Source organism: Pseudomonas sp. P179 (assembly GCF_000478485.2).
Classification (GTDB): Bacteria; Pseudomonadota; Gammaproteobacteria; order Pseudomonadales; family Pseudomonadaceae; genus Pseudomonas; species Pseudomonas aeruginosa.
In genome coordinates this window covers 64,592-84,643 of sequence record NZ_KI517355.1, presented here as the reverse complement: position 1 = coordinate 84,643, position 20,052 = coordinate 64,592, and the positions used below count along the sequence as shown (strand labels likewise).

General features: G+C 68.9%; 18 protein-coding genes. 7 read left to right on the top strand and 11 right to left on the bottom strand.

The genetic code is table 11. The features are described from left to right. The first annotated feature begins 128 nt into the window (after window positions 1-128). Together exaA and HMPREF1224_RS40715 are read left to right on the top strand one after the other, a co-directional pair. Window positions 129-2,000 (top strand): quinoprotein ethanol dehydrogenase, encoded by a 1,872-nt coding sequence (gene exaA / locus HMPREF1224_RS40720; RefSeq protein ID WP_003088524.1) that lies wholly within the window; start codon window positions 129-131, stop codon window positions 1,998-2,000. A gap of 53 nt (window positions 2,001-2,053) precedes the next feature. Next, on the top strand, window positions 2,054-2,701 hold the full coding sequence (locus tag HMPREF1224_RS40715) for a pentapeptide repeat-containing protein (protein ID WP_003088520.1): 648 nt from the start codon (window positions 2,054-2,056) through the stop codon (window positions 2,699-2,701). A gap of 25 nt (window positions 2,702-2,726) precedes the next feature. On the opposite strand, the gene HMPREF1224_RS40710 is transcribed toward HMPREF1224_RS40715, so the two are convergent. Genes HMPREF1224_RS40710 through HMPREF1224_RS45710 form a run of 3 tightly spaced genes read right to left on the bottom strand, consistent with a single transcriptional unit; the run spans window position 2,727 to window position 4,216 of the window. Further along, window positions 2,727-3,404 (bottom strand): response regulator transcription factor, encoded by a 678-nt coding sequence (locus HMPREF1224_RS40710; RefSeq protein WP_003124732.1) that lies wholly within the window; start codon window positions 3,402-3,404, stop codon window positions 2,727-2,729. Window positions 3,405-3,416: 12 nt separating this feature from the next. Continuing rightward, entirely contained in the window at window positions 3,417-4,067 is a 651-nt protein-coding gene (locus HMPREF1224_RS40705; RefSeq protein ID WP_003107757.1) for a sensor histidine kinase, read from the bottom strand. An 8-nt stretch (window positions 4,068-4,075) separates the two neighbouring features. Continuing rightward, a complete protein-coding gene (locus HMPREF1224_RS45710; RefSeq protein WP_003088510.1) occupies window positions 4,076-4,216 on the bottom strand; it encodes a hypothetical protein in 141 nt (46 codons plus the stop codon). Between the two features lie 515 nt (window positions 4,217-4,731). Here HMPREF1224_RS45710 and agmR point away from each other — a divergent pair. Both agmR and HMPREF1224_RS40695 read left to right on the top strand, forming a co-directional pair. Further along, entirely contained in the window at window positions 4,732-5,397 is a 666-nt protein-coding gene (agmR, locus tag HMPREF1224_RS40700) for a response regulator AgmR (RefSeq protein ID WP_003107754.1), read from the top strand. A 9-nt stretch (window positions 5,398-5,406) separates the two neighbouring features. Next, on the top strand, window positions 5,407-6,270 hold the full coding sequence (locus HMPREF1224_RS40695) for a DMT family transporter (protein WP_004343294.1): 864 nt from the start codon (window positions 5,407-5,409) through the stop codon (window positions 6,268-6,270). A 1-nt stretch (window position 6,271) separates the two neighbouring features. Here the strand turns inward: HMPREF1224_RS40695 and nahK are convergent, their stop codons facing one another. The 5 genes from nahK to HMPREF1224_RS40670 all read right to left on the bottom strand — a co-directional run bounded on the left by nahK (window position 6,272) and on the right by HMPREF1224_RS40670 (window position 15,686). After that, window positions 6,272-8,917, bottom strand: coding sequence for a hybrid sensor histidine kinase/response regulator NahK/ErcS' (gene nahK / locus HMPREF1224_RS40690; protein WP_074198740.1), 2,646 nt, complete (start codon window positions 8,915-8,917; stop codon window positions 6,272-6,274). Then, window positions 8,847-10,010 (bottom strand): nitric oxide-sensing protein NosP, encoded by a 1,164-nt coding sequence (gene nosP / locus HMPREF1224_RS40685; RefSeq protein WP_010794091.1) that lies wholly within the window; start codon window positions 10,008-10,010, stop codon window positions 8,847-8,849. The genes nahK and nosP overlap by 71 nt, the downstream gene beginning before the upstream one ends. 102 nt (window positions 10,011-10,112) lie before the next feature. Beyond that, window positions 10,113-11,312, bottom strand: a complete 1,200-nt coding sequence (locus HMPREF1224_RS40680; protein WP_003107001.1) for a porin — start codon at window positions 11,310-11,312, stop codon at window positions 10,113-10,115. A 266-nt stretch (window positions 11,313-11,578) separates the two neighbouring features. After that, complete coding sequence (gene pqqF, locus HMPREF1224_RS40675; RefSeq protein ID WP_049875576.1) at window positions 11,579-13,906, bottom strand: pyrroloquinoline quinone biosynthesis protein PqqF; 2,328 nt, start codon at window positions 13,904-13,906, stop codon at window positions 11,579-11,581. 76 nt (window positions 13,907-13,982) lie between these two features. Continuing rightward, window positions 13,983-15,686 (bottom strand): phosphoethanolamine transferase, encoded by a 1,704-nt coding sequence (locus HMPREF1224_RS40670; RefSeq protein WP_010794089.1) that lies wholly within the window; start codon window positions 15,684-15,686, stop codon window positions 13,983-13,985. Between the two features lie 526 nt (window positions 15,687-16,212). Here HMPREF1224_RS40670 and brnQ point away from each other — a divergent pair. Together brnQ and HMPREF1224_RS40660 are read left to right on the top strand one after the other, a co-directional pair. Continuing rightward, window positions 16,213-17,526 (top strand): branched-chain amino acid transport system II carrier protein, encoded by a 1,314-nt coding sequence (brnQ, locus tag HMPREF1224_RS40665; protein WP_003113469.1) that lies wholly within the window; start codon window positions 16,213-16,215, stop codon window positions 17,524-17,526. A gap of 235 nt (window positions 17,527-17,761) precedes the next feature. After that, window positions 17,762-18,001: a hypothetical protein gene (locus HMPREF1224_RS40660; protein ID WP_003088496.1), complete on the top strand. Its 240-nt coding sequence runs from the start codon at window positions 17,762-17,764 to the stop codon at window positions 17,999-18,001. 66 nt (window positions 18,002-18,067) lie between these two features. On the opposite strand, the gene HMPREF1224_RS40655 is transcribed toward HMPREF1224_RS40660, so the two are convergent. Together HMPREF1224_RS40655 and HMPREF1224_RS40650 are read right to left on the bottom strand one after the other, a co-directional pair. Further along, a complete protein-coding gene (locus tag HMPREF1224_RS40655; RefSeq protein WP_003113470.1) occupies window positions 18,068-18,415 on the bottom strand; it encodes an I78 family peptidase inhibitor in 348 nt (115 codons plus the stop codon). 91 nt (window positions 18,416-18,506) lie between these two features. After that, window positions 18,507-18,740, bottom strand: a complete 234-nt coding sequence (locus HMPREF1224_RS40650) for a hypothetical protein (RefSeq protein ID WP_003111311.1) — start codon at window positions 18,738-18,740, stop codon at window positions 18,507-18,509. 184 nt (window positions 18,741-18,924) lie between these two features. Between HMPREF1224_RS40650 and HMPREF1224_RS40645 the strand changes: the two genes are divergently transcribed. Further along, window positions 18,925-19,425 (top strand): hypothetical protein, encoded by a 501-nt coding sequence (locus HMPREF1224_RS40645; protein ID WP_003119148.1) that lies wholly within the window; start codon window positions 18,925-18,927, stop codon window positions 19,423-19,425. A 20-nt stretch (window positions 19,426-19,445) separates the two neighbouring features. Here HMPREF1224_RS40645 and HMPREF1224_RS40640 read toward each other — a convergent pair whose 3' ends face one another. After that, the gene (locus HMPREF1224_RS40640) at window positions 19,446-19,817 is read right to left on the bottom strand and encodes a 5-carboxymethyl-2-hydroxymuconate Delta-isomerase (protein WP_003088488.1); all 372 of its coding nucleotides are present in this window, start codon (window positions 19,815-19,817) and stop codon (window positions 19,446-19,448) included. Window positions 19,818-20,052 lie beyond the last annotated feature (235 nt).

Sequence of the window (20,052 nt, the reverse complement as noted above, 5' to 3'; positions counted from 1 at the left end):
GAAGTCTTCCCGGACGAATCGGGCGATCTTCCGTTCCCGTCGGCGCGCCCCGCTTCCACCATGAAGCCGCCGCGGCCCGAGCAGCGGCCTGCCGTTTCTCGACCCTCACTCCAAACGGGAACCCGATCATGACAACAAGAACCTCACCCGCCCCTGCCGGCCTCCTGCGCCCGAGCCTGCACTGCCTCGCCTTCGCCGTCGCCCTGGGCAGCGCTGGCGCCGCGCTGGCCAAGGATGTGACCTGGGAGGACATCGCCAACGACGACAAGACCACCGGCGACGTGCTGCAGTACGGCATGGGCACCCACGCCCAGCGCTGGAGCCCGCTCAAGCAGGTCAACGCCGACAACGTGTTCAAGCTGACCCCGGCCTGGTCGTACTCCTTCGGCGACGAGAAACAGCGCGGCCAGGAGTCCCAGGCCATCGTCAGCGACGGCGTGATCTACGTGACCGCCTCCTACTCGCGGCTGTTCGCCCTCGATGCGAAGACCGGCAAGCGCCTGTGGACCTACAACCACCGCCTGCCCGACGACATCCGCCCGTGCTGCGACGTGGTCAACCGCGGCGCCGCGATCTATGGCGACAAGGTGTTCTTCGGCACCCTCGACGCCTCGGTGGTGGCGCTGAACAAGAACACCGGCAAGGTGGTGTGGAAGAAGAAGTTCGCCGATCACGGCGCCGGCTACACCATGACTGGCGCGCCGACCATCGTGAAGGACGGCAAGACCGGCAAGGTCCTGCTGATCCACGGCAGTTCGGGCGACGAGTTCGGCGTGGTCGGCCGCCTGTTCGCCCGCGATCCGGATACCGGCGAGGAAATCTGGATGCGTCCCTTCGTCGAAGGCCACATGGGCCGCCTGAACGGCAAGGACAGCACGGTGACCGGCGACGTCAAGGCGCCCTCCTGGCCGGACGATCGCAACTCGCCGACCGGCAAGGTCGAGTCGTGGAGCCACGGCGGCGGCGCTCCCTGGCAGAGCGCCAGCTTCGACGCCGAGACCAACACCATCATCGTCGGCGCCGGCAACCCCGGCCCGTGGAACACCTGGGCGCGCACCGCCAAGGGCGGCAACCCGCACGACTACGACAGCCTCTACACCTCCGGCCAGGTCGGGGTGGACCCGAGCAGCGGCGAGGTGAAGTGGTTCTACCAGCACACCCCCAACGACGCCTGGGACTTCTCCGGCAACAACGAACTGGTGCTGTTCGACTACAAGGCCAAGGACGGCAAGATCGTCAAGGCCACCGCCCACGCCGACCGCAACGGCTTCTTCTATGTGGTCGACCGCAGCAACGGCAAGTTGCAGAACGCCTTCCCCTTCGTCGACAACATCACCTGGGCCAGCCACATCGACCTGAAGACCGGCCGCCCGGTGGAGCGCGAGGGCCAGCGCCCGCCGCTGCCGGAACCGGGGCAGAAGCATGGCAAGGCGGTGGAAGTATCGCCGCCGTTCCTCGGCGGCAAGAACTGGAACCCGATGGCCTACAGCCAGGACACCGGCCTGTTCTACGTGCCGGCCAACCACTGGAAGGAAGACTACTGGACCGAGGAGGTCAGCTATACGAAGGGCAGCGCCTACCTTGGCATGGGCTTCCGGATCAAGCGCATGTACGACGACCACGTCGGCAGCCTGCGCGCCATGGACCCGGTCAGCGGCAAGGTGGTCTGGGAACACAAGGAACACCTGCCGCTCTGGGCCGGGGTGCTGGCCACCGCCGGCAACCTGGTGTTCACCGGCACCGGCGACGGCTACTTCAAGGCCTTCGACGCGAAGAGCGGCAAGGAGCTGTGGAAATTCCAGACCGGCAGCGGCATCGTCTCGCCACCGATCACCTGGGAACAGGACGGCGAGCAGTACCTCGGCGTGACCGTCGGCTACGGCGGCGCCGTGCCGCTGTGGGGCGGCGACATGGCCGACCTGACCCGGCCGGTGGCCCAGGGCGGTTCCTTCTGGGTATTCAAGCTGCCCAGCTGGGACAACCGCACCGCCAGCCGCTGATCCCCGCGCCGCGCCCTGCGAGGCGCGGCTTTCCCCGCCTGCGGAGTATCCCGATGAAGACCTTCCTCCTCTGCGCCGCCTTGCTCGGCGCCGGCCTGGCCCAGGCCGCCGACGACATCGACGACGTCCGCGTCATCGCCGGCTGCCGCCTGGAGCCCGGCGCGCGCTGCGCCAAGGCCGACCTGCGCGGCGCCGACCTGCGCAACCTCGACCTCGGCCGCATCGACCTGGCCGGCGCCGATCTCTCCGGCGCCGACCTGCGTCACGCCAGGCTCGACCTGGCCAACCTGGAAAAAGCCAACCTGCGTGGCGCCGACCTCACCCGCGCCAGCCTGCAGCAAGCCAACCTGCGCGGCGCCGACCTCTCCGGCGCCAGGGCGGTGGCGATCCAGGCCTGGGGCCTGTTCGCCCAGGGCGCCCAGTGGCAAGGCGCCGACCTCACCGCCGCCTACCTGGAGTTCGCCCGTCTCAGCGGCGGCCGCCTGCACCAGGCCACGCTGCGCGCCGCCGACCTGGAGATGACCTGGCTGTCCCGCGCCGATCTCAAGGGCGCCGACCTGCGCGACGCCAACCTGCAGGAAGTCAAGCTGGCCGAGGCCAACCTGGAAGATGCCGACCTGCGCGGCAGCAAGGTGCGCTTCGGCAACTTCCAGGGCAGCAACATGCAGGGTTGCAAGGATTGCCCCGCGGGCTGGCAGTGAAGCGCCGGACAGCAGCGACGGCCCCCTAGCCGAGGCTGCCGCGAGCCTCCTCGGCGAGCGGCAGCGGCAGGCCCAGCCGCAGCACGCCGCTGTCGATGGCCCGGTGCACCAGTTCCGCCTGGGTACTCACCTGCAACTTCTGCTTGAGCAGGCTGACATGGTTGGACACGGTCTTGGCGCTTACCCCCAGGTGCTCGGCCACCTCGCGCAGGGCCAGGCCACGCGCGAGCAGGCGGAAGATCTCGAACTCGCGACGGGTCAGCCCGCGCAACGCTGCCCCGCCCTGCTCTTCCCACGACTGGCAGGCCAGGCGCGTGGCCAGGGGCTGCTCCAGATAGAGCTGGCCGGCGAGCACTCGCCGTATCGCCTCCAGCAGCACCGTCGGCGCCGCTCGCTTGGTCACGTAGCCGCGGGCACCGGCATCCAGCGCCTGGCGCACCAGGGCCAGTTCGTCGTGGAGGCTGAAGAACAGCACACGCAACTGCGGCAGGCGCTGGCGCAGCCGGCGAGTCAGTTCCAGGCCGCTGATGCCCGGCAGGCCGAGATCGACGATGACCAGCGAAGGAATTTCCCGCTGCACCGCCTGCAAGGCTTCTTCGCCGTCGCCGGCCTCGTTCACCTCCACGTCGGGGAGCAGCCCGCGCAACAGCGCGGCCAGCCCTTCGCGGACCACGAAATGATCGTCCACCAGCAGGATCTTCATCGTCCTCTCCTCTCAGTCGTCGCGTTCCAGCGGCATCCGCAGGCGCAACGCCAGGCCCTGTCCGGGACGGCTGCGCAGGCTCAGTTCAGCGCCCAGGCAGCGCGCGCGCTGGCGCATCGAGTCCAGGCCGAAGCCGGGTGCCGGGTCCGCCGCGCAGCCGCGACCGTCGTCGCGTACGCTCAGGTAGAGAAAGCCGCCACGGCATTGCAGGCGGATCCGCACGCGGCTGGCGCCGGCATGCCGGGCGACGTTGTTCAGCGCCTCCTGCAACAGGCGGTAGAGATGGGTCCCGGCCGCCGCATCCAGGGGCGGCAGCGGACCGCCCAGGCGCAGCTCGCAGGCGATGCCCTGGCCTTCCTGCCAGTCCGCCACGCAGGCGCGCAGCGCCTCGTCCAGCGACTGGCGTTGCAGGGCCGGCGGCGGTAGACCGCGCAGCAGCGCGCGGAAGCTGTCGTCCAGCCCCTGGCAGTAGCGCTCCAGGCGTGCCAGCGCCGGCTGCCCGTCGCCTGCCGTGCAGCGCAGCAACAACAGTTGGGTGCGGATGCCCGTCAGGTACTGGCCGATATCGTCATGCACCGCCTGGGCCAGCAAGCGCCGCTCGCGCTCCTGCACGGCGAGCAGCCAGCGGTACTCCGCCGGGCCGGCGGGTCGCAGGTCATCCATGGCGTGGCTCAGGGGGCGATCCGACAGGCCTGTCCGACGGCGCAGGCGGCAGGTCTTTCCTGGCCGAGGTGGCGGGAATAGAGGAAATCGAACCCGAGCAGGCTGAGGATCAGCAGGATGGGCAACACCAGGGTGACGGCGATGCGCATGGCGGCGACTCCTGTCCATTGTCGTTGTCGAGACATGCTAGGACGCGCGGAGCCACGGCGTGCTACTACCTTGGTACTGCCGGGCCGCTACTTTTGCGCGGCCACCCGCCTCCAGCCGCCCTTGCGGGCGCCGCCAATGCAGCAGGAGCGCTGCGCAAGCGCCTGGTCCTGCTACTTTGGTACTGGTTCACCCCTCCGGACGTCGAATTTCCAAAGCAGCGCGCCTGCCCTGTAATGACGCATACAAGAAGAACCGACGAGAAGCCGCCATGCCCCGCCTTGCCTTGCCCCGCGTAGCGCCCGACTACCCTGCGGTGGTCCCGCCGCAGTACCGAGTTCGCCTTCTCCGCCTACCCGGCTGCCGACCGTCCGCGACGCGTCCCCGGCAGCGCGCGGCGGAACGCCCACCCGCTGGGCTATCGCGCCCACGACTGCTACCGTGAGCGCATTCGCATCCGCCCGCGTGCCCCGAGCCGCCACCAGCCGCCCATAACGACAATAACGAGGTGCAGGCCATGTACAAGATCCTGATCGCCGACGACCACCCGCTGTTCCGCGAGGCCATCCACAATGTCATCGCCGACGGATTCCCCGGCAGCGAAGTGATGGAAACCGCCGACCTCGACAGCGCCCTGGGCCTGACCCAGGAACACGACGACCTCGACCTGATCCTGCTCGACCTGAACATGCCCGGCATGCACGGCCTCAACGGCCTGATGAACCTGCGCAACGAGGCCCCGACCATTCCCGTGGTTATCGTCTCCGCCGAGCAGGACAAGCAGGTGGTGCTACAGGCCATCACCTACGGCGCGGTGGGCTTCATCACCAAGTCCTCGCCACGCGCGCAGATGACCGAAGCCATCGAGCAGATCCTCAACGGCAACGTCTACCTGCCCTCGGACGTGATCCGCACCCAGAAGAGTTCGCCGCGACGCAGCGGCCACGAAGAACACGGCATCTCCCCGGAACTGCTCCAGGCCCTGACCCGCAAGCAGCTGCTGGTGCTGGAGCGGATGACCAAGGGCGAGTCGAACAAGCAGATCGCCTACAACCTGGACATCGCCGAGACCACGGTGAAGGCGCACGTCTCGGCGATCCTGCGCAAGCTCAAGGTACACAACCGGGTCCAGGCGATCCTCAGCGCCGGCGACATCGACTTCGCCGCCTACCTGCGCCGCTGAGACCCGCCGATGCCCGACCGCCGTACCCTGCTGCTCACTGTCCTGGCGATGCTGGCCTTCGCCGGCAATTCGCTGCTCTGCCGCGCGGCGCTGAAGGACACCGCCATCGACGCGGTCAGTTTCACCGCCCTGCGTCTCTTCTCCGGCGCCCTCATGCTCGCCGTCCTGCTGCATCTGCGCCGGCGCCCGGCCACGCCCGCGCGCGGCGGCTGGCGCGGGGCGGCGGCGCTGTTCGTCTACGCGGCCGCGTTCTCCTACGCCTACGTGCAGCTGGACGCCGGCACCGGCGCGCTGCTGCTATTCGGCGCGGTACAGGTCACCCTGCTGCTGGCCGGCCTGCTGCGCGGCGAACGGCTGGGCGGACAGGCGCTGCTCGGTTTCCTGCTGGCCCTGGGCGGCCTGCTGTTCCTGTTGCTCCCCGGAGCCAGCGCGCCGCCGCTGGGCGGTGCCCTGCTGATGCTCCTGTCCGGCCTCGCCTGGGGCCTCTATACCCTGCTCGGCCGCGGCGGCGGCGAGCCGCTGGCGGTCAGCGCGGGCAACTTCCTGCGTGCCCTTGCCTTCGCCGCCCTGCTGCTCCTGGCATTCCACGGGCAGTTGCGGCTGGACGGCGCCGGGCTGGCCTATGCCCTGCTTTCCGGCGCCCTCGCCTCCGGCCTCGGCTACGCCGTCTGGTACAGCGCACTGCCGGGGCTGACGGCGATCCAGGGCGCCTCGGTGCAGCTCAGCGTGCCGGTGCTCGCCGCCCTCTGCGGCGCCCTGCTGCTCGGCGAGCCGCTCGCCCCGCGATTGCCGCCGGCGACCCTGGCGGTGCTCGGCGGGATCGCCCTGATCCTCGCCCCGCGCCTGGGCCGCGCGGCGCGCGAAGGCGCCTGAATCAGACCGAGGCTTCGCGCTCCAGCAAGTGGCAGAGCGCGGTCTTCAGCTTCATCGGCCGCACCGGCTTGTGCATCAGGGTATGGCCAAGCTCGCGGACCTGCTGCTTGAGCTCGTTGCTGTAGTTGGCGGTGATCATCAGCGCCGGCAGCGGCGAGCCGCGCCGGGCGTTGATCGCGGCGACCGCGTCGACGCCGTTGCGCTGGTCGTCGAGGTGATAGTCGACGATCAGCAGGTCGGCCTCGGCATGGTAGTTGTCGACCTGTCGCGCCAGGTCTTCCTCCGACAGCGCCGTCACTACCCGGCAGCCCCAGGCTTCGAGCAACGTGCGCATGCCTGCGCAGATCGCCGCATCGTTGTCCAGCACCCACACCCGCGAACCACGCAGGCGCTCGCGCAGGTCGTCCGCGCTGGCCAGCGGCTCGGCGCGACTGCGCGCGGCATGGCGGGCCAGCGGTACCTCGATGGAGAAACATGAGCCCTTGCCCGGCAGCGAGCCGACCCGGACCCGGTGGCCGAGCATGCGGGCGATCTTGTCGACGATCGCCAATCCCAGGCCGAGCCCGCGGTCCTGGTGACAACGCTGTGACTCGCCGCGCTTGAATTCCTGGAAAATCTCGCCGAGCTTGTCGGCGGCGATGCCCACCCCGGTGTCCCAGACCTCGATCGACAGGCGCTGCCGATGCCGGCGGCAACCCAGCAGCACGCGCCCTCGCGGGGTGTAGCGGATGGCGTTGGAAAGCAGGTTGCGGAGGATTCGCGCGAGCAGTTGCTGGTCGCTGCGGACCAGTGCCCCGCAGGCCACGAAGTCCAGGCGTAGCCCTTCGCTGGCGGCTACCTGGCGGTACTCCGCGGCCAGGTTGCCGAGCAGTTCGCCAAGCTCGAACGGGGCGATGTCCGGGGTGATCACGCCGGCGTCCAGCTTGGAAATGTCCACCAGGGTGCCGAGCAGGTTCTCCACGTCCTCCAGCGAATGGCTGATGTTGTTCACCAGCGCCTCGTTGTCCCGCGCCGCGCTGCCGCGCTCCTGCAAGGCGCTGGTGAACAGCCGCGCGGCGTTCAGCGGTTGCAGCAGGTCGTGGCTGACCGCCGCGAGGAACTTGGTCTTCGACAGGTTGGCCTGTTCCGCCTCGCGCTTGGCCTCGCGCAGGCGCGCCTCGACCTGGCTGCGCTCGTGGATCTCGCGCTTGAACTGGTCGTTGAGGGTGGTCAGCTCGGCGGTCCGCTCGCGCACCCGCTGTTCGAGGTTCTGGTAGGCCTGGTGCAGCGCCTCGGCGGTCCGCCGGCGCTCGGTGATATCCCGAATCAGCACGAACAGCCCGGCGACCCGGCCGTCGGCCTGGCGGTTCGGCACGTAGGAGCGCTGCATGTAGCGCTCCTCGCCGGACAACGCGGTCTCGGCGATCTCGAAGGTCACGCTTTCGCCGGCCAGGGCCCGCTCGAAGTACGGTTCCAGGCGCCGGCAGTGCTCGGCGCCATGCACGTCGCGCAGGCAGCGGCCGAGCATCGAGCCGCTGGGCCAGCGGTACCACTCCTCGTAGACCTTGTTGGTGAATTCGTAGACCAGTTCGTCGCTGAGATAGGCGATCAGCGCCGGCACCTGGTCGGTGATCAGGCGGATCCAGCGCTCGCTGGCACGCAACGCCTCGGCGTGGCGATAGCGTTCGGTGATGTCGGTGAAGGTGTTGACGAAGCCGCCGGTGGGCAGCGCATGGGTACGGATCTCCAGCACCCGGCCATCGAACAGGCGCTGCTCGCGGGCGCTCAGCGGACTCCCCTGGGGGTCCTGGCTGCGCGGCGTGAGCAACGGCAATTCGCTCTCCGCCATGACTTCGGCGAAGGCCCGGTGCCCGGCGATCGGGGCCAGCCCGCAGAGCTCCAGGAAGCGCCGGTTCCACAACTCCAGCACGCCGTCGGCACCGACCATCGCCACGCCCTGGGAGAGATTGTCCACCGCCCGCTGCAACAGGTGCGACTTCTGCGCCAGCGCCTGCTCGCGGCGCGCGGTCTCGCTGAGCTTGATCTCGGTGACGTCGCTGTAGAGCACCGCCAGCCCGCCGTCGCGGGTCGGTCGCTCGCTCATCCGCAGCCAGCGCTCGTCGCGCAGGCGGTACAGGGTCTGCTGGTCGCCGCCACGCTGCTCCTCGACGATCAGCCCGCCGCTACGCGCCAGCCGGTGCAGTTCGGCGCGACGCATGCCAGGACCGATCCGCGCCCGGCTGTCGATCCACAGCGCGCGGAAGCGCTCGTTGAACAACACGATGCGTTGCTGCGGATCGAACAGGACGAAGGCGTCGGAGATGCTTTCGATAGCGTCGAGCAGATGCTGGTGGGCGGTCTCGGCACGCAGGCGAGCGTCGCTGAGCAACTGGTTGCTGGCCTTCAGTTCGAGCATCGTCTGGCTCAGCGCGTCGGTGCGCTCGCGGACCTGCTCGGCCAGCACCACGGAGTACTGGAAGGCGCCGTAGGCCTCGTCGCTCTGCGCGGCGCTCGACTCGATGCGTCCGATCAGCGCCTGGTTGATCCGCTGCAACTTGTGCCGCTCTTCTTCGAGGGCGACGACCCGCGCCTGCAGCTCAGCGACGGACACCTCCGCGGGGTCGGCCAATGGCGACCCCGGTGAAGGTCTGGTTGATATGCATGCCATTGAATTGCTCTCCGTAGGTGTTGAAGCCGATCACCTGCTGGCTGCGGAGAAACGCGGCGGTAGCTTGCGTGTCACCGCCGACCTCCAGCTCCAGGCGCCGCAGGAAGCAGTCGCAACCGATGGTCAGCAACGGCGGTCCGAGGCGCTCGTGGAGGCGGCGGAACTGCGCCTCCAGGTTGGGCAACAGCGGACCGGTGCTCATCGCGGTGAGAACGATGCCGTTCTCCACCGCACAGTAGAACGTCAGGCTCAGGTCCTCGTTGGCCTGCTGGATCGAGCGCACGTAATAGCGTTCGTCGACCCGCACCGCCAGCGGATGCGCAGAGAACAGGGCGAAATCCAGCGCCTGCGGTGGCACCCCGACCAGCCGGGCGTATTCCAGCGCCGCCGGCTCGGCGTTGAGTTCGTGGACCCGCCGGCTGCCGCTGTCGGCGCGGGTCACCACCAACTTTTCGGCGCGCGGCACCACGTGATGGGTGGTGAAGACCTCGAAGTCCAGCCAGGTGTTGACCAGCACCACCACTGCCGCCCCGGTATGGAACTGGCCCTGGTGGTAGACATGGGTGTGGGTCAGGTGCCGGTCGTCGCCGGCCGAGCCACCGAAGTGCGGGATCGCGCCGAGCGCCGCGCCAAGCGCGGCGAGCACCACCTCTTCGCGGCTGGACAGGCCGTCGAGCAAGGTCAGGGCGAAGCTGTGGTCCTTGATCGGCGCCAGGCCGCCGCGGCGACAGCCGGCCACCAGGGTCTCGACCATCTGCTGCGCGTCCAGCAGGCTGAAGCGCTCCATTTCGTCGATCAGCGCGCTGCTGATGGCGAAGCTGCGCACGTCGAAGCCCACCGCGCTGACGCAGCCGCGTCCGTAGCCCGCCGGAGTGATCTCGCCGGCTGTGGTGCAGCCGACCAGGTCGATGCCGCCGAAGTAGCGTTCGAGCATCTCGGCAAGGGCCGGCAGGTCGTATTCCGCGGAACAGAAGAACAGCACGAAGCCCAGGTGCGGATGGATAAGCTGGCGCGCCAGGTCCTGGGCCACCACTTCGACGTCGCGCGCGCTGGACATGCCCCTGCAGACCCCTTCCCCCTGCCCTTCGTACATGCCCGCTCCCCCGTCGTTCCGCCTCGCCAGCATTCTACGAAGGGCGCCGCCGCGGCCCCTATCCTACTTGGGTCGCGGCGGGGTCCTTCGAAAGTAGCGGTATCACCAGTTCAGTACGGCGCCGAGGGCCACGGTGTCGGTGTCCTCGTCGAGCGCGGCACCGTCGCGCCCGTCGATCCGGTAGCGGTTCAGCTCGGCGACCAGCTTGAGGTTGTCGTTGATCGTGCGGAAATAGGCGATGCCGCGACTCTCGTAGTCGGCCGCGGAACCCAGGCCGTTGCCGTCGTCGACGGTCTTGCCGTAGGACAGCGCCAGGCGGTTCTTGCCCCATGAATACGAGCCCTGCAGCAATGCGCCGCGGCTGTCCACCTCGCGCAGCGCGGCTTCGCCGGCGTTGTTGGTGAAGAAGGGATTGATGCCCTTGGCGGTGAACCCCGAACCGGTCACGGAGAAGCCGCCCATCTTCACCTGCAAGCCATAGCCGACCCCCTTGGAAGTCACGCTGTCGACGCTGTCGCTGGTGTTCTTCGAAGTCTGGTAGCCGCCGTTGATCCAGCTGTAGACCTGCGCCCCGGCCAGGTCGAACTGGTAGCTGACCTCGCTCTCGTAGCGCGGGTTGTCCTGGTAGGCCTTGTCGTCGAGGCCGTCGCTGGCATCTTTGTCGATCTGGTTGGAGTCGATCGGGTCGAGGATGCCCACGGCGATGCGCAGGCCGGGCAGCAGGTTGTTGTTGCGGTAGGTGATCTGCGAGGTGGGGAACGGATACGGATAGCCGGTGCCGATGTTGCCGAAGGAGACGCCCTTGCCGTCCACCAGGCCGAGGGTGTCGCTGGGGTTGCCGAAACCGGCCAGCAGTTCGTCGAGGAAGATGTTCGAGCGCGAGAACAGGCCGAAGTCCTTGCCGATCAGCACCTCGCCCCAGTCGCCGGCGACCGTGCCATAGAACTGACGGACGTCGATGGCGGTATCGGTGCCGTCGGTCTCGCTGTCGTTGATGGTCACCCAGAAGGAAGCGCGACCACCGAGGCTCAGCTCGTCGACCTTCCTGCCGAAGTTGAAGCCGATGTAGTTCGGCAGGAATCCCATCTTCACCCGCGACTGGCGGCGATCGTAGGTCTCGCCCTGGCGGTCGACGTCGCTGTTGACGTAGAAGGCATTGAAGTAGCCGTCGGTGGAAAATGTGGTCTCGTCCTTGTCGTACAGCAGGATATCGGCGGCGGCCGGTTGCAGGCCGCCCAGGGCACCCAGCGAGGCCAGGGTCAGCGGCAGGATTCGGCGAACGGCGGTGTTGTTCTTGTTCATGGCGCACTCCGCGAGGTGAAACGACCGGGCCGGTCGTGGCGGAGCCGATTATCGAAACCGGGAAAGCCCTGCCATACGCTTCCTTGGGCCTGCTTCGACGCTTCTTCATGGTGGGCGTGGGTGCCGCTGCGCAAGGCGCGGGCAGCGCTCCTCCGGCGGTAGCGCAACCTTGGTCGCGGCGGGAGCGCCACCGAAGCAGCGCGGCTTTCGACCTAACGCCGCAGTGACGCCGGCAAGGCTGTCGTCGAGTTACCGCGTGGCTCGCTTCAGCGCCGGCTGGAAAGCACCCACCAGCCGCCACGCGCCTCCAGCAACCGGGCCTGGGCCGCGAGCAGGTCGTCGCCGCTCAGGCCGAGGGCGGCCTCGGCGAGCAGCCGGGAGCGACCGGCACCACCGCCAAGGTGCTCCGCCCAGGCGCGCCGTGCTCGCTCGGCGAAGCTACCCGGTGCTCGGCGCAGGTCGTCGGCGAGGGCTTCGCGCAGGCCGGCCAGGCGTCGCGCCGGCAGTTGCGCGAGCGCCTCGGCGGAGCGCTGGAGGAAGGTCTCCATATGCTCCAGCAGGCGTTCCGGGCAGGCACGCGGAGATTGCGCGGCGAACAGCAGGCCGCGCCGGGCGCCGACCTCGCGGAAGCCGCAGAACAACGCGTAGCCCAGTTGCAGCTCGTCGCGCAGGCGCCGCTGGAAGGCCGGTTCGTGCAGGCGCGCCAGCAAGCGCCAGGCCGCCTCCATCGGCACCTCCGGCGAGGGCAGCGGACAGAACAGCAGCAACGCCGACTCGCCGTCCACGGCCAGTTCGCGGCGATGCCGTCCGGGCCTCGGCGGCAGAGGCTCCAGGCGCTCGCCGGCAGCCTGGCCGGGCATCCATCGGGGATCTGGCATCGCGGCCTGCATGACCAAGGCGTCCCAGCGCGTCCGCCGCCAGTCGTCGACCTCCGCCAGCGGCTCGCCGAATACGCCGGGCAAGGCGTCCAGCAATTGCCGGATCGGCAGGCCAGTGGCGCTGCGGCGCCGCTCGGCGGAGGACAGACGCTCGCCGCTCGCGCGCCAGTCGGGCGGCGCCGCGAGGAGCCGGGCCAGGGCCGGGCGCACGGCGGCCTCGAGGCGATCGCGCGGACCGAGCAGGCTCAGCGACCAGTCCTCGCCGAGCGCCTCCAGGCCCATCTCCACACCCCCCAGGCGTGCCTGGCCGCACAGCGGACGCAACGCCTGGCGCAGCGCCAGAAAGCGTGACCGTACGGGCACGCCGGGAAAGCGCCAGCGCAGGAACAGCGCGCCCTCGGCGGCGGCACTGGGCGGCAACGGCAGTTCGAAGCGCCAGGTATGCCGCTGCGCGGTCAGCGGCGGCGCTGCGGCAACCGGCGCCACACTCAGGCGGAAGCCCGCCGACCAGCGCGCTTCGGCGCCGTCGAGTTCGCTGTCCAGGTGCAGCCGCAGGCAACGGTCGGCGCGCAGCGCGTCCAGGCAGGCCGGGCGAATCTCCGCTGGCAGGCCAAGAACGCGCTGGCGTAGTCGCTCCAGCGGTGCAGTGGGCTCCGCCAGCAACGGCCGGCGCGCCGCCAGCAGGCTGGCGGCATCGTCGCGCAGGGCGCCCAGCCAGTCGAAAAAGGCCGCCTCCAGCGCCGCCGCCGCGCTGCCGTCGAACAGTTCGAAGGTCAACGCCAGGAGCGCCTGCCGCGCATCCCGGTGAACCACCCGCAGCGCCGCCGATTCGCCCAGGCCCTGTTCGCCGAGTGCCGCCAGCAACCCGCCCGGCGAGCGATCGCCGAGCAATTCGGCGAACGCCTGCAGGGTCTGTTCGTCGGCCTCCCGCAAAGCGTCGAGGGCAAAGCCCAGCACCAGCCGCGGCGGTCCCGGCAGGCGCAGCGCCAGCGCTTCGCCGGCGAAGGGCAGCAACGGCGGCGGCGGCGGACTCGCGCCTGGCGCGCGCCCCGGCAGGTCGGCGCAGGCACGCTGCGCCAGCCTCTCCAGCTCGTCCAGTGCCTGCGGCCCTTGCAGCCATAGCTGGCAATTGCCGGCGTGATAGTGGGCGGCATGGAATTCGCGCAGGGCCCGCTGGAACGCATCGTTCTCCAGGGCCAGGCTGTCGCGGCGCCCGGCAGCGAAACGCCGCAGGGGGTGTCCGGCGGGCAGGCCGAGGGCCAGCGCCGCGTCGATCAGGGTCTGCTCGTCGGCCGAGCGCGCCAGGTATTCGGCCTCGAGTACTTCGCGCTCGCGCCGTTGCGCATCGATGTCCAGCAAGGGGCGGGCGAGCATGTCGATCAGCCGTGCCAGACCGGCGCCAAGGTGCTCCGCCGTCACCTCGAAGAAATAGTCGGTGGTCCTGCCCCGGGTGCTGGCGTTGACCTGGCCGCCGCGCACCTGCAACCACGGCATCAGGCGCTCGTCGCCGGGAAACGCCGCGCCACCGAGAAACGACAGGTGCTCGAGGAAGTGGGCCAGGCCGGGATGCGCGCTCGGCTCGTCGTGGCTGCCCGCCGCCACCCGCAGCCAGGCAGCGGCGCGCGATGCCGCCGGATCATGCGCCAGGTGCAGGCGCAGGCCGTTGGGCAGCACGCAGGCGCGGCTCCTGGGGTGGTGTTGGGCGTGGCGATCCATGGGCGTCCTCGCGGGTTCCGAGGCTGAACCTTACCCTTCCGCGAGGCGAAGGAAATAGTCCTTTCGCCGAGTCGTATCAGGAAGCCGGCGGCTCCTGGCCAGACGCTTCCTCGGAGTACAGCGCCCGTCCGCCGTCGGCCTTGAGCGCCTGCAGGACCTCCGGCGCACGGCACGGGGCGAACAGGTCGAGGCCGGGATCGTAGGCGCCGGTGCGCACTTCCAGCAGGCCGAGCATCGAGTGGAACAGGTTGTCCTGGGACAGCTCCTCGTTGCTGCGCTGGCGCAGGCAGCCACTGTCGAGGCCGAAGGCGCTCTGGTAGCCGGGCGAGAACCAGGCCAGCATGCCGACGTGCTTCTGCTGGTCCGGCGCCAGCAGGTAAGGCGTGCCATGCAGGTAGAGGTTGTACTCGCCGAGCGACTCGCCATGGTCGGAGAGGTAGAGCATGCCGGTATCGATGCGCTCTTCGTTCTTGCGCAGCAGGTCGATCAGGCTGGCCAGCACGTGGTCGGTGTACAGCAGGGTGTTGTCGTAGCCGTTGATGATGCTGTCCCGCGAGCAGGCGCTGAAGTCGTTGCTGGCGCAGACCGGGGTGAACTTCTCGTACTCCCTGGGATAGCGCTTGAAGTAGGCCGGGCCGTGGCTGCCCATCTGGTGCAGGACCAGCACGGTGTCCTGTTGCAGCCCGTCGATGAAGGCCTGCAAGTCGCGCAGGAGGATCTCGTCATGGCACTCGCCGCCGTCGCACAGGGCCGGATCCTTGCTCTCGCTCAGGTCCTGGAAGGCGACGCGGTCGCAGGTGCCCTTGCAGCCGGACTGGTTGTCCCGCCACAGGACCCGCAGGCCTGCGCGCTGCAACACATCGAGAAGGCCTTCCTGGGTGCGCGCGCGAGCGTCGCTGTAGTCCGCGCGGCCCAGGTTGGAGAACATGCAGGGCACCGACACCGCGGTCTCGGTACCGCAGGAGTGCACGTTGGAGAAGTTGATCAGGCCCTCCTCGGCCTTCAGCCGCGGGTTGGTCTCGCGAGCGTAGCCGTTGAGGCCGAAGTTCTGTGCCCGAGCGCTCTCGCCCACCACCAGCACGGTCAGCGACTTGCGCGCATGGCCCTGCCACAGGTCGGCGCGCCGGGCATCGACGGCGATCGGCCGGAGTGGCTGGCTGGCGGCCTGGGCCTGGCCCTTGGCGTAGCCGATGGCGGCGCCGACCAGGTTGCTCGGGGTGACCTGCAGGCGCAGTTCCTTGTTGTTGCGGAACAGCGAGGACAGCCCCTGGTAATTGGCCAGCGCCACCCCGGCAAGCAGGGCCAGGCAGGCGAGCGCCACCAGCAGCTTGCTCAGCAGCTCGCGTGGCCACGGCCGGTAGCGCACCGGGGTGCGCCACAGCAGCCAGACCGGCAGCGCACCAAGCAACACCAGGTAGACGGCGAGCTTCGGCGAAAGCAGGTCGGCGACCTCGGCCGGGTTGGTCTGCATGACGTTGCGCAGCATGCCGACGTCCATCAGCACGCCGTACTGGGTCATGAAGTAGGTGGTACCGGCGGCCGCCAGGATCAGCAGGGTCAGCGCCGGCTTGAGCAGCCAGCGGAACGCCAGCAGGGTCAGCGCCAGGTTGAAGATCGCGGCGATCATCAGGCCGACCGCCAGCATCATGCCGAGGCCCTGCCAGCCCCCCGGGGTGATCGCCAGCAGGCGTTGCCACAGCGGCAGGTTGTAGAACAGCAGGAAGGCGAGGCTGACCAGCAGGGTCAGCAGTTCGGGACGGACGGCGCGGGCTTTCGACATGGGCACGGATCTTCACTGACTTCCGGGTTGCCGTGCGCAGCGTTGCCCCTGGCAGCACTCGACGACGGCGGCAGTCTGCTCGGCGATCCGTCAATCTTTCGTGAAGAATACCTACAGAAAACGTAACCCTTCGGAAGCGCCGCAGCCCTTGTATTCCGGGGCTTTCAGCCTGATTTCAAAAAGTTCGCGGGAAGCTTTCCGGGCGTTTTCCGGGTTCGCCGGCATACCCCCCGCATGGCGCCGCCGACGCAGGCGGAAGACAGCAAGCGGCAAGGAACGCGGAGCGCTCCGGCGCCGGTGCCTACGGACTGTTCTGATTGCGACGTCGTTTTTCAACAAAAGGACAGCCAGACCAATGTCTATCCCGCGACCCCGGCATTTTCGTTAGCATGCCAAGCTTACGGCCCGGTTCCCACAAGGACGGCGGCCGCCTCCCCTGCTCGTCCCATCCAGATGAGTGCCGTTTCCCCTACCCCCCGGGAAACCCTTCTGTGAATTTCCTCGAGCAGCGCGGTACCTCTCCAGCATGAACGCTTTGAAAGGCCGGGACATCCTGGCGCTTGGTTTTATGACCTTTGCCCTGTTCGTCGGGGCCGGCAACATCATCTTCCCGCCCATCGTCGGCTTGCAGTCCGGCCCCCATGTGTGGCTGGCGGCGCTGGGCTTCCTGATCACCGCGGTGGGGCTGCCGGTGATCACCGTGATCGCCCTGGCCAAGGTCGGCGGTTCGGTCGACGCCCTCAGCCATCCGATCGGCAGGTATGCCGGCGGCCTGCTGGCGGCGGTCTGCTACCTGGCGGTCGGCCCGCTGTTCGCCATTCCGCGCACCGCCACGGTGTCCTTCGAGGTCGGCGTGGTGCCGCTGCTCGGCGAGAGCGGCACGGCGCTGTTCGTCTACAGCCTGGCGTACTTCCTTCTGGCCCTGGCCATCTCCCTCTACCCCGGTCGCCTGCTGGACACCGTCGGACGCTTCCTCGCCCCGCTGAAGATCCTCGCCCTGGCGATTCTCGGCGTCGCTGCCTTCCTCTGGCCCGCCGGCCCGATCGGCACGGCCCAGCCGGAGTACACCCAGGCCGCGTTCTCCCAGGGTTTCGTCAACGGCTACCTGACCATGGACACCCTCGCCGCGCTGGTCTTCGGCATCGTCATCGTCAACGCCATCCGTTCCCGCGGCGTGCAGTCGCCGCGGCTGATCACCCGCTATGCCATCGTCGCCGGGCTGATCGCCGGTGTCGGCCTAGTGCTGGTCTACGTCAGCCTGTTCCGGCTCGGCGCCGGCAGCCATGCCATCGCCGCCGACGCCAGCAACGGCGCGGCGGTCCTGCATGCCTACGTGCAACATACCTTCGGCAGCCTCGGCAGCTCGTTCCTGGCGGGACTTATCGCGCTGGCCTGCCTGGTCACCGCGGTCGGCCTGACCTGCGCCTGCGCCGAGTACTTCTGCCAGCGCCTGCCGCTGTCCTACCGCAGCCTGGTGATCATCCTGGCAGGGTTCTCCTTCATCGTTTCCAACCTCGGCCTGACCAAGCTGATCCAGGTCTCGATCCCGGTGCTCACCGCGATCTATCCGCCGTGCATCGTGCTGGTGGCGCTGAGCTTCTGCATCGGCCTCTGGCATTCGGCGACGCGCATCCTCGCCCCGGTGATGCTGGTTTCCCTGGCGTTCGGCGTGCTCGATGCCCTGAAGGCGGCGGGCCTGGGCCAGGACTTCCCGCAATGGCTGCTGCACCTGCCGCTGGCCGAACAGGGCCTGGCCTGGTTGATCCCCTCGGTCGCCACTCTCGCCGCCTGCAGCCTGGTCGACCGCCTGCTGGGCAAGCCTGCGCAAGTCGCCGCCTGAGCAGGCCCCAGCGGCCTGCCGCTTGTTCTCCCGGCCGAGCGCGGGACATGCCGGCGGGCGGCGCCAATCGCGTCGTCCACCCCACGGCCCGGCTGGCGCCTGCCGCCGCCGGCAGCGCTTCTTCCCGCGTTCAGCCGAACGAATAAGCACTATCGAGCAGGATGATTTCTAGCGCAGCGGCGCGGTTGTTAGCCTTTCGACCATTCCCCCAGGAAAGCGAATCCAGGAGCCGGTCATGGCCAAGGCACTCATCAGCGTACTGTTGTTCTCCCTCGCCCTCGCCGGCTGCGCCAGCGACTACAACCCCTCTCGCCCGTACAGCAGCGACGAGGTCAGGCAACTGGCGCTGGAGGACCTGGCCCGGCGCAGCCTGTCGTTCGAGGAATACCAGGCCAAGCGTCAGGCAATTCTCGAGGAAAAACCGCAAACCGCCGTCAGCCAGTCCAACGCCGCCCTACGCAGTACCGCCATCTGAGGCCTCGTCGAACGGCCAAGAGAAAGCCCCGCGATGCGGGGCTTCTTCGTATTCGGGGCTGGGCGGTCAGCCGCAGGACAGGCGCTTGATCACCAGCGTGTCGTCGACATCGATGTTCAGCCGGCGCGGGTTGTAGTCCATGGTCACCGCATCGTGCGGGCGCAGCGCCCGGGCGACTTCCGCTCCGGCGGCGCGGCGGGCCTCCTCGACGATGGCCGCGGAAGCCTGCTTGCCGACATAGGCCTGCACCGCATTGGCGTCGCAACGGCCGTCCGCTGCCGGGGTGGCCGCGGGCGCGCTGGCGCTGCCGGTGGCTACGCTGGCGCCTTCGGTGGACGGGCCGTCGCCGTTGCTGCTGCAACCGGCGAGCAGGGCCGCGAGAACGAGTGCACTGGAAAACTGCTTCAAAGGCATACCGCCTCCTCTGATCTTCTGGGATGGCCACCTTACCAGTGGCATGGGTTTCCTGGCGAAACTGCAATCCGCGCTGACAAATTCGCCAGCTTCAGTCGCCGCTCAGGCGCTGCAGTTCGCGACGCACCATGGCCGCGTATTCCGGCGGACGCAGGAGGTAGAGCTGGCCCGCGACCCAGTCCAGCCAGCGGCCGCCCTGTTCGGCGCGGGCGTCGAGCAGGCGCCGCGCCTCTTCCTCCGCCCGTTGCCGGTGCTGCCGATGGAATGCCTGGCGCTTCGACAGACCGGAGGCATCTCCGGTTCGATCGTCGGGAGTGTCGGTCATGGCTCTCTTCGCAACCTGCTGCACAAGTCGGACATTCTAACCGCGGAACGCCGTTGCCGTTCGCGGCAAGCGCTTGCCTCCGCCCCGCCCTGCGCCATGCGCCGAGCCCTCTGGCGCGGGGTTCGGCGACCTGGCACGGCCCTTGCGACGGAGCGGCGGTCATTCATTTCCATGGAAGCAGGTCATGAACAGCATAGGTCCCGCCAGCCTTTCCGGCTGGTCTGCGCGTTACCTGAACAACCAGCGGCAAGCCAACACCGAGATCGGCAACGGCGATCTGCTGAAACCGCGCCCCGCCCTTGGCACGCCATTGCGCAACGAGGCCGTCGATCCCGCCGCGGAGTCCGCCCGCCAGGCCATGGACGAGGGTTTTGCGAAGCTGAACCTGACACTGAAGCAGAACCAGGCGAATGCCCCTGCCGGCGCCAGCGAAGGCAAGTCGGCCTATGACGAGTTCAAGGAGTACATGCAGAAATCGCCTGCCGAGCGGATGCGCGAGCAGGTCCTGAAGAGCCTCGGCCTGACCGAGGAGGAACTGGACGCGATGCCGCCGGAGAAACGCGAACAGGTGGAGAAAGGCATCGGCGAACGCATGCGCGAGATGATCGCCATGCAGAACGGCCAGGCGCCGGGACGGCAAGAGGACCCGACGCAGGCCCGCGCGACGCTGAACGCCTGGATCTGAGCCAGGCGCGCGCCAGTCTCTCAGCGCTGCCGGGCGACGACGCGCTTGGCGTAGCTGGCGCGCTCCATCTCGCGCACTTCGACGCTGACCTGCACGCCCTCCTCGCCGCCGCCCGCCACCGCTCCGGCGAGCACCTCGCAGAGCGACTCGCCCAGCGCCTGGCGGGTCGCCGCGTCGCGCCCGTCGAGGATCGACAGGCAGGCATGCAGGTAGGCGCGCTCGACCGCCGCGGTTCCCTGCCGGTAGGCCTCCAGGGTGACGAAGCGCGACTTGATGTCCGCCTCGCCGAATTGCCCGGAAGCGAACAGCGCGGCATTGGCCTGCTCCAGCAGTTCGCCGGGGGACGTTTCGAGGCGGAGGTTGGCAGTGGCTTCGATGACGAGATGCGGCATGCTGGCGGGCCTTGCGGGGAATGGGGAGCGGGATTCTAGCGGCTCGACGAGCGATGCGACAGCCGGCCTGCGCCTGCGTGGCTCAGATCAACCCGGCGGCCGCGAAAACCCGCGCGTAGATGGCGCGGATCAGCGGCTCCTTGCGCCGGTTGTAGTCCGCCACCCGTTGCTCGCCGCGCTTGGCGGCTGGCCGTCGACCCAGGGATTTTCCAGCGGGTCGCTGTCGTGATGACGG

Bases quoted from the DNA above. Each gene is read 5' to 3' on its own strand.
- exaA (WP_003088524.1), top strand. From the start codon at position 129: ATGACAACAAGAACCTCACCCGCCCCTGCCGGCCTCCTGCGCCCGAGC.
- HMPREF1224_RS40715 (WP_003088520.1), top strand. From the start codon at position 2,054: ATGAAGACCTTCCTCCTCTGCGCCGCCTTGCTCGGCGCCGGCCTGGCC.
- HMPREF1224_RS40710 (WP_003124732.1), bottom strand. From the start codon at position 3,404: ATGAAGATCCTGCTGGTGGACGATCATTTCGTGGTCCGCGAAGGGCTG.
- HMPREF1224_RS40705 (WP_003107757.1), bottom strand. From the start codon at position 4,067: ATGGATGACCTGCGACCCGCCGGCCCGGCGGAGTACCGCTGGCTGCTC.
- HMPREF1224_RS45710 (WP_003088510.1), bottom strand. From the start codon at position 4,216: ATGCGCATCGCCGTCACCCTGGTGTTGCCCATCCTGCTGATCCTCAGC.
- agmR (WP_003107754.1), top strand. From the start codon at position 4,732: ATGTACAAGATCCTGATCGCCGACGACCACCCGCTGTTCCGCGAGGCC.
- HMPREF1224_RS40695 (WP_004343294.1), top strand. From the start codon at position 5,407: ATGCCCGACCGCCGTACCCTGCTGCTCACTGTCCTGGCGATGCTGGCC.
- nahK (WP_074198740.1), bottom strand. From the start codon at position 8,917: ATGGCATGCATATCAACCAGACCTTCACCGGGGTCGCCATTGGCCGAC.
- nosP (WP_010794091.1), bottom strand. From the start codon at position 10,010: ATGTACGAAGGGCAGGGGGAAGGGGTCTGCAGGGGCATGTCCAGCGCG.
- HMPREF1224_RS40680 (WP_003107001.1), bottom strand. From the start codon at position 11,312: ATGAACAAGAACAACACCGCCGTTCGCCGAATCCTGCCGCTGACCCTG.
- pqqF (WP_049875576.1), bottom strand. From the start codon at position 13,906: ATGGATCGCCACGCCCAACACCACCCCAGGAGCCGCGCCTGCGTGCTG.
- HMPREF1224_RS40670 (WP_010794089.1), bottom strand. From the start codon at position 15,686: ATGTCGAAAGCCCGCGCCGTCCGTCCCGAACTGCTGACCCTGCTGGTC.
- brnQ (WP_003113469.1), top strand. From the start codon at position 16,213: ATGAACGCTTTGAAAGGCCGGGACATCCTGGCGCTTGGTTTTATGACC.
- HMPREF1224_RS40660 (WP_003088496.1), top strand. From the start codon at position 17,762: ATGGCCAAGGCACTCATCAGCGTACTGTTGTTCTCCCTCGCCCTCGCC.
- HMPREF1224_RS40655 (WP_003113470.1), bottom strand. From the start codon at position 18,415: ATGCCTTTGAAGCAGTTTTCCAGTGCACTCGTTCTCGCGGCCCTGCTC.
- HMPREF1224_RS40650 (WP_003111311.1), bottom strand. From the start codon at position 18,740: ATGACCGACACTCCCGACGATCGAACCGGAGATGCCTCCGGTCTGTCG.
- HMPREF1224_RS40645 (WP_003119148.1), top strand. From the start codon at position 18,925: ATGAACAGCATAGGTCCCGCCAGCCTTTCCGGCTGGTCTGCGCGTTAC.
- HMPREF1224_RS40640 (WP_003088488.1), bottom strand. From the start codon at position 19,817: ATGCCGCATCTCGTCATCGAAGCCACTGCCAACCTCCGCCTCGAAACG.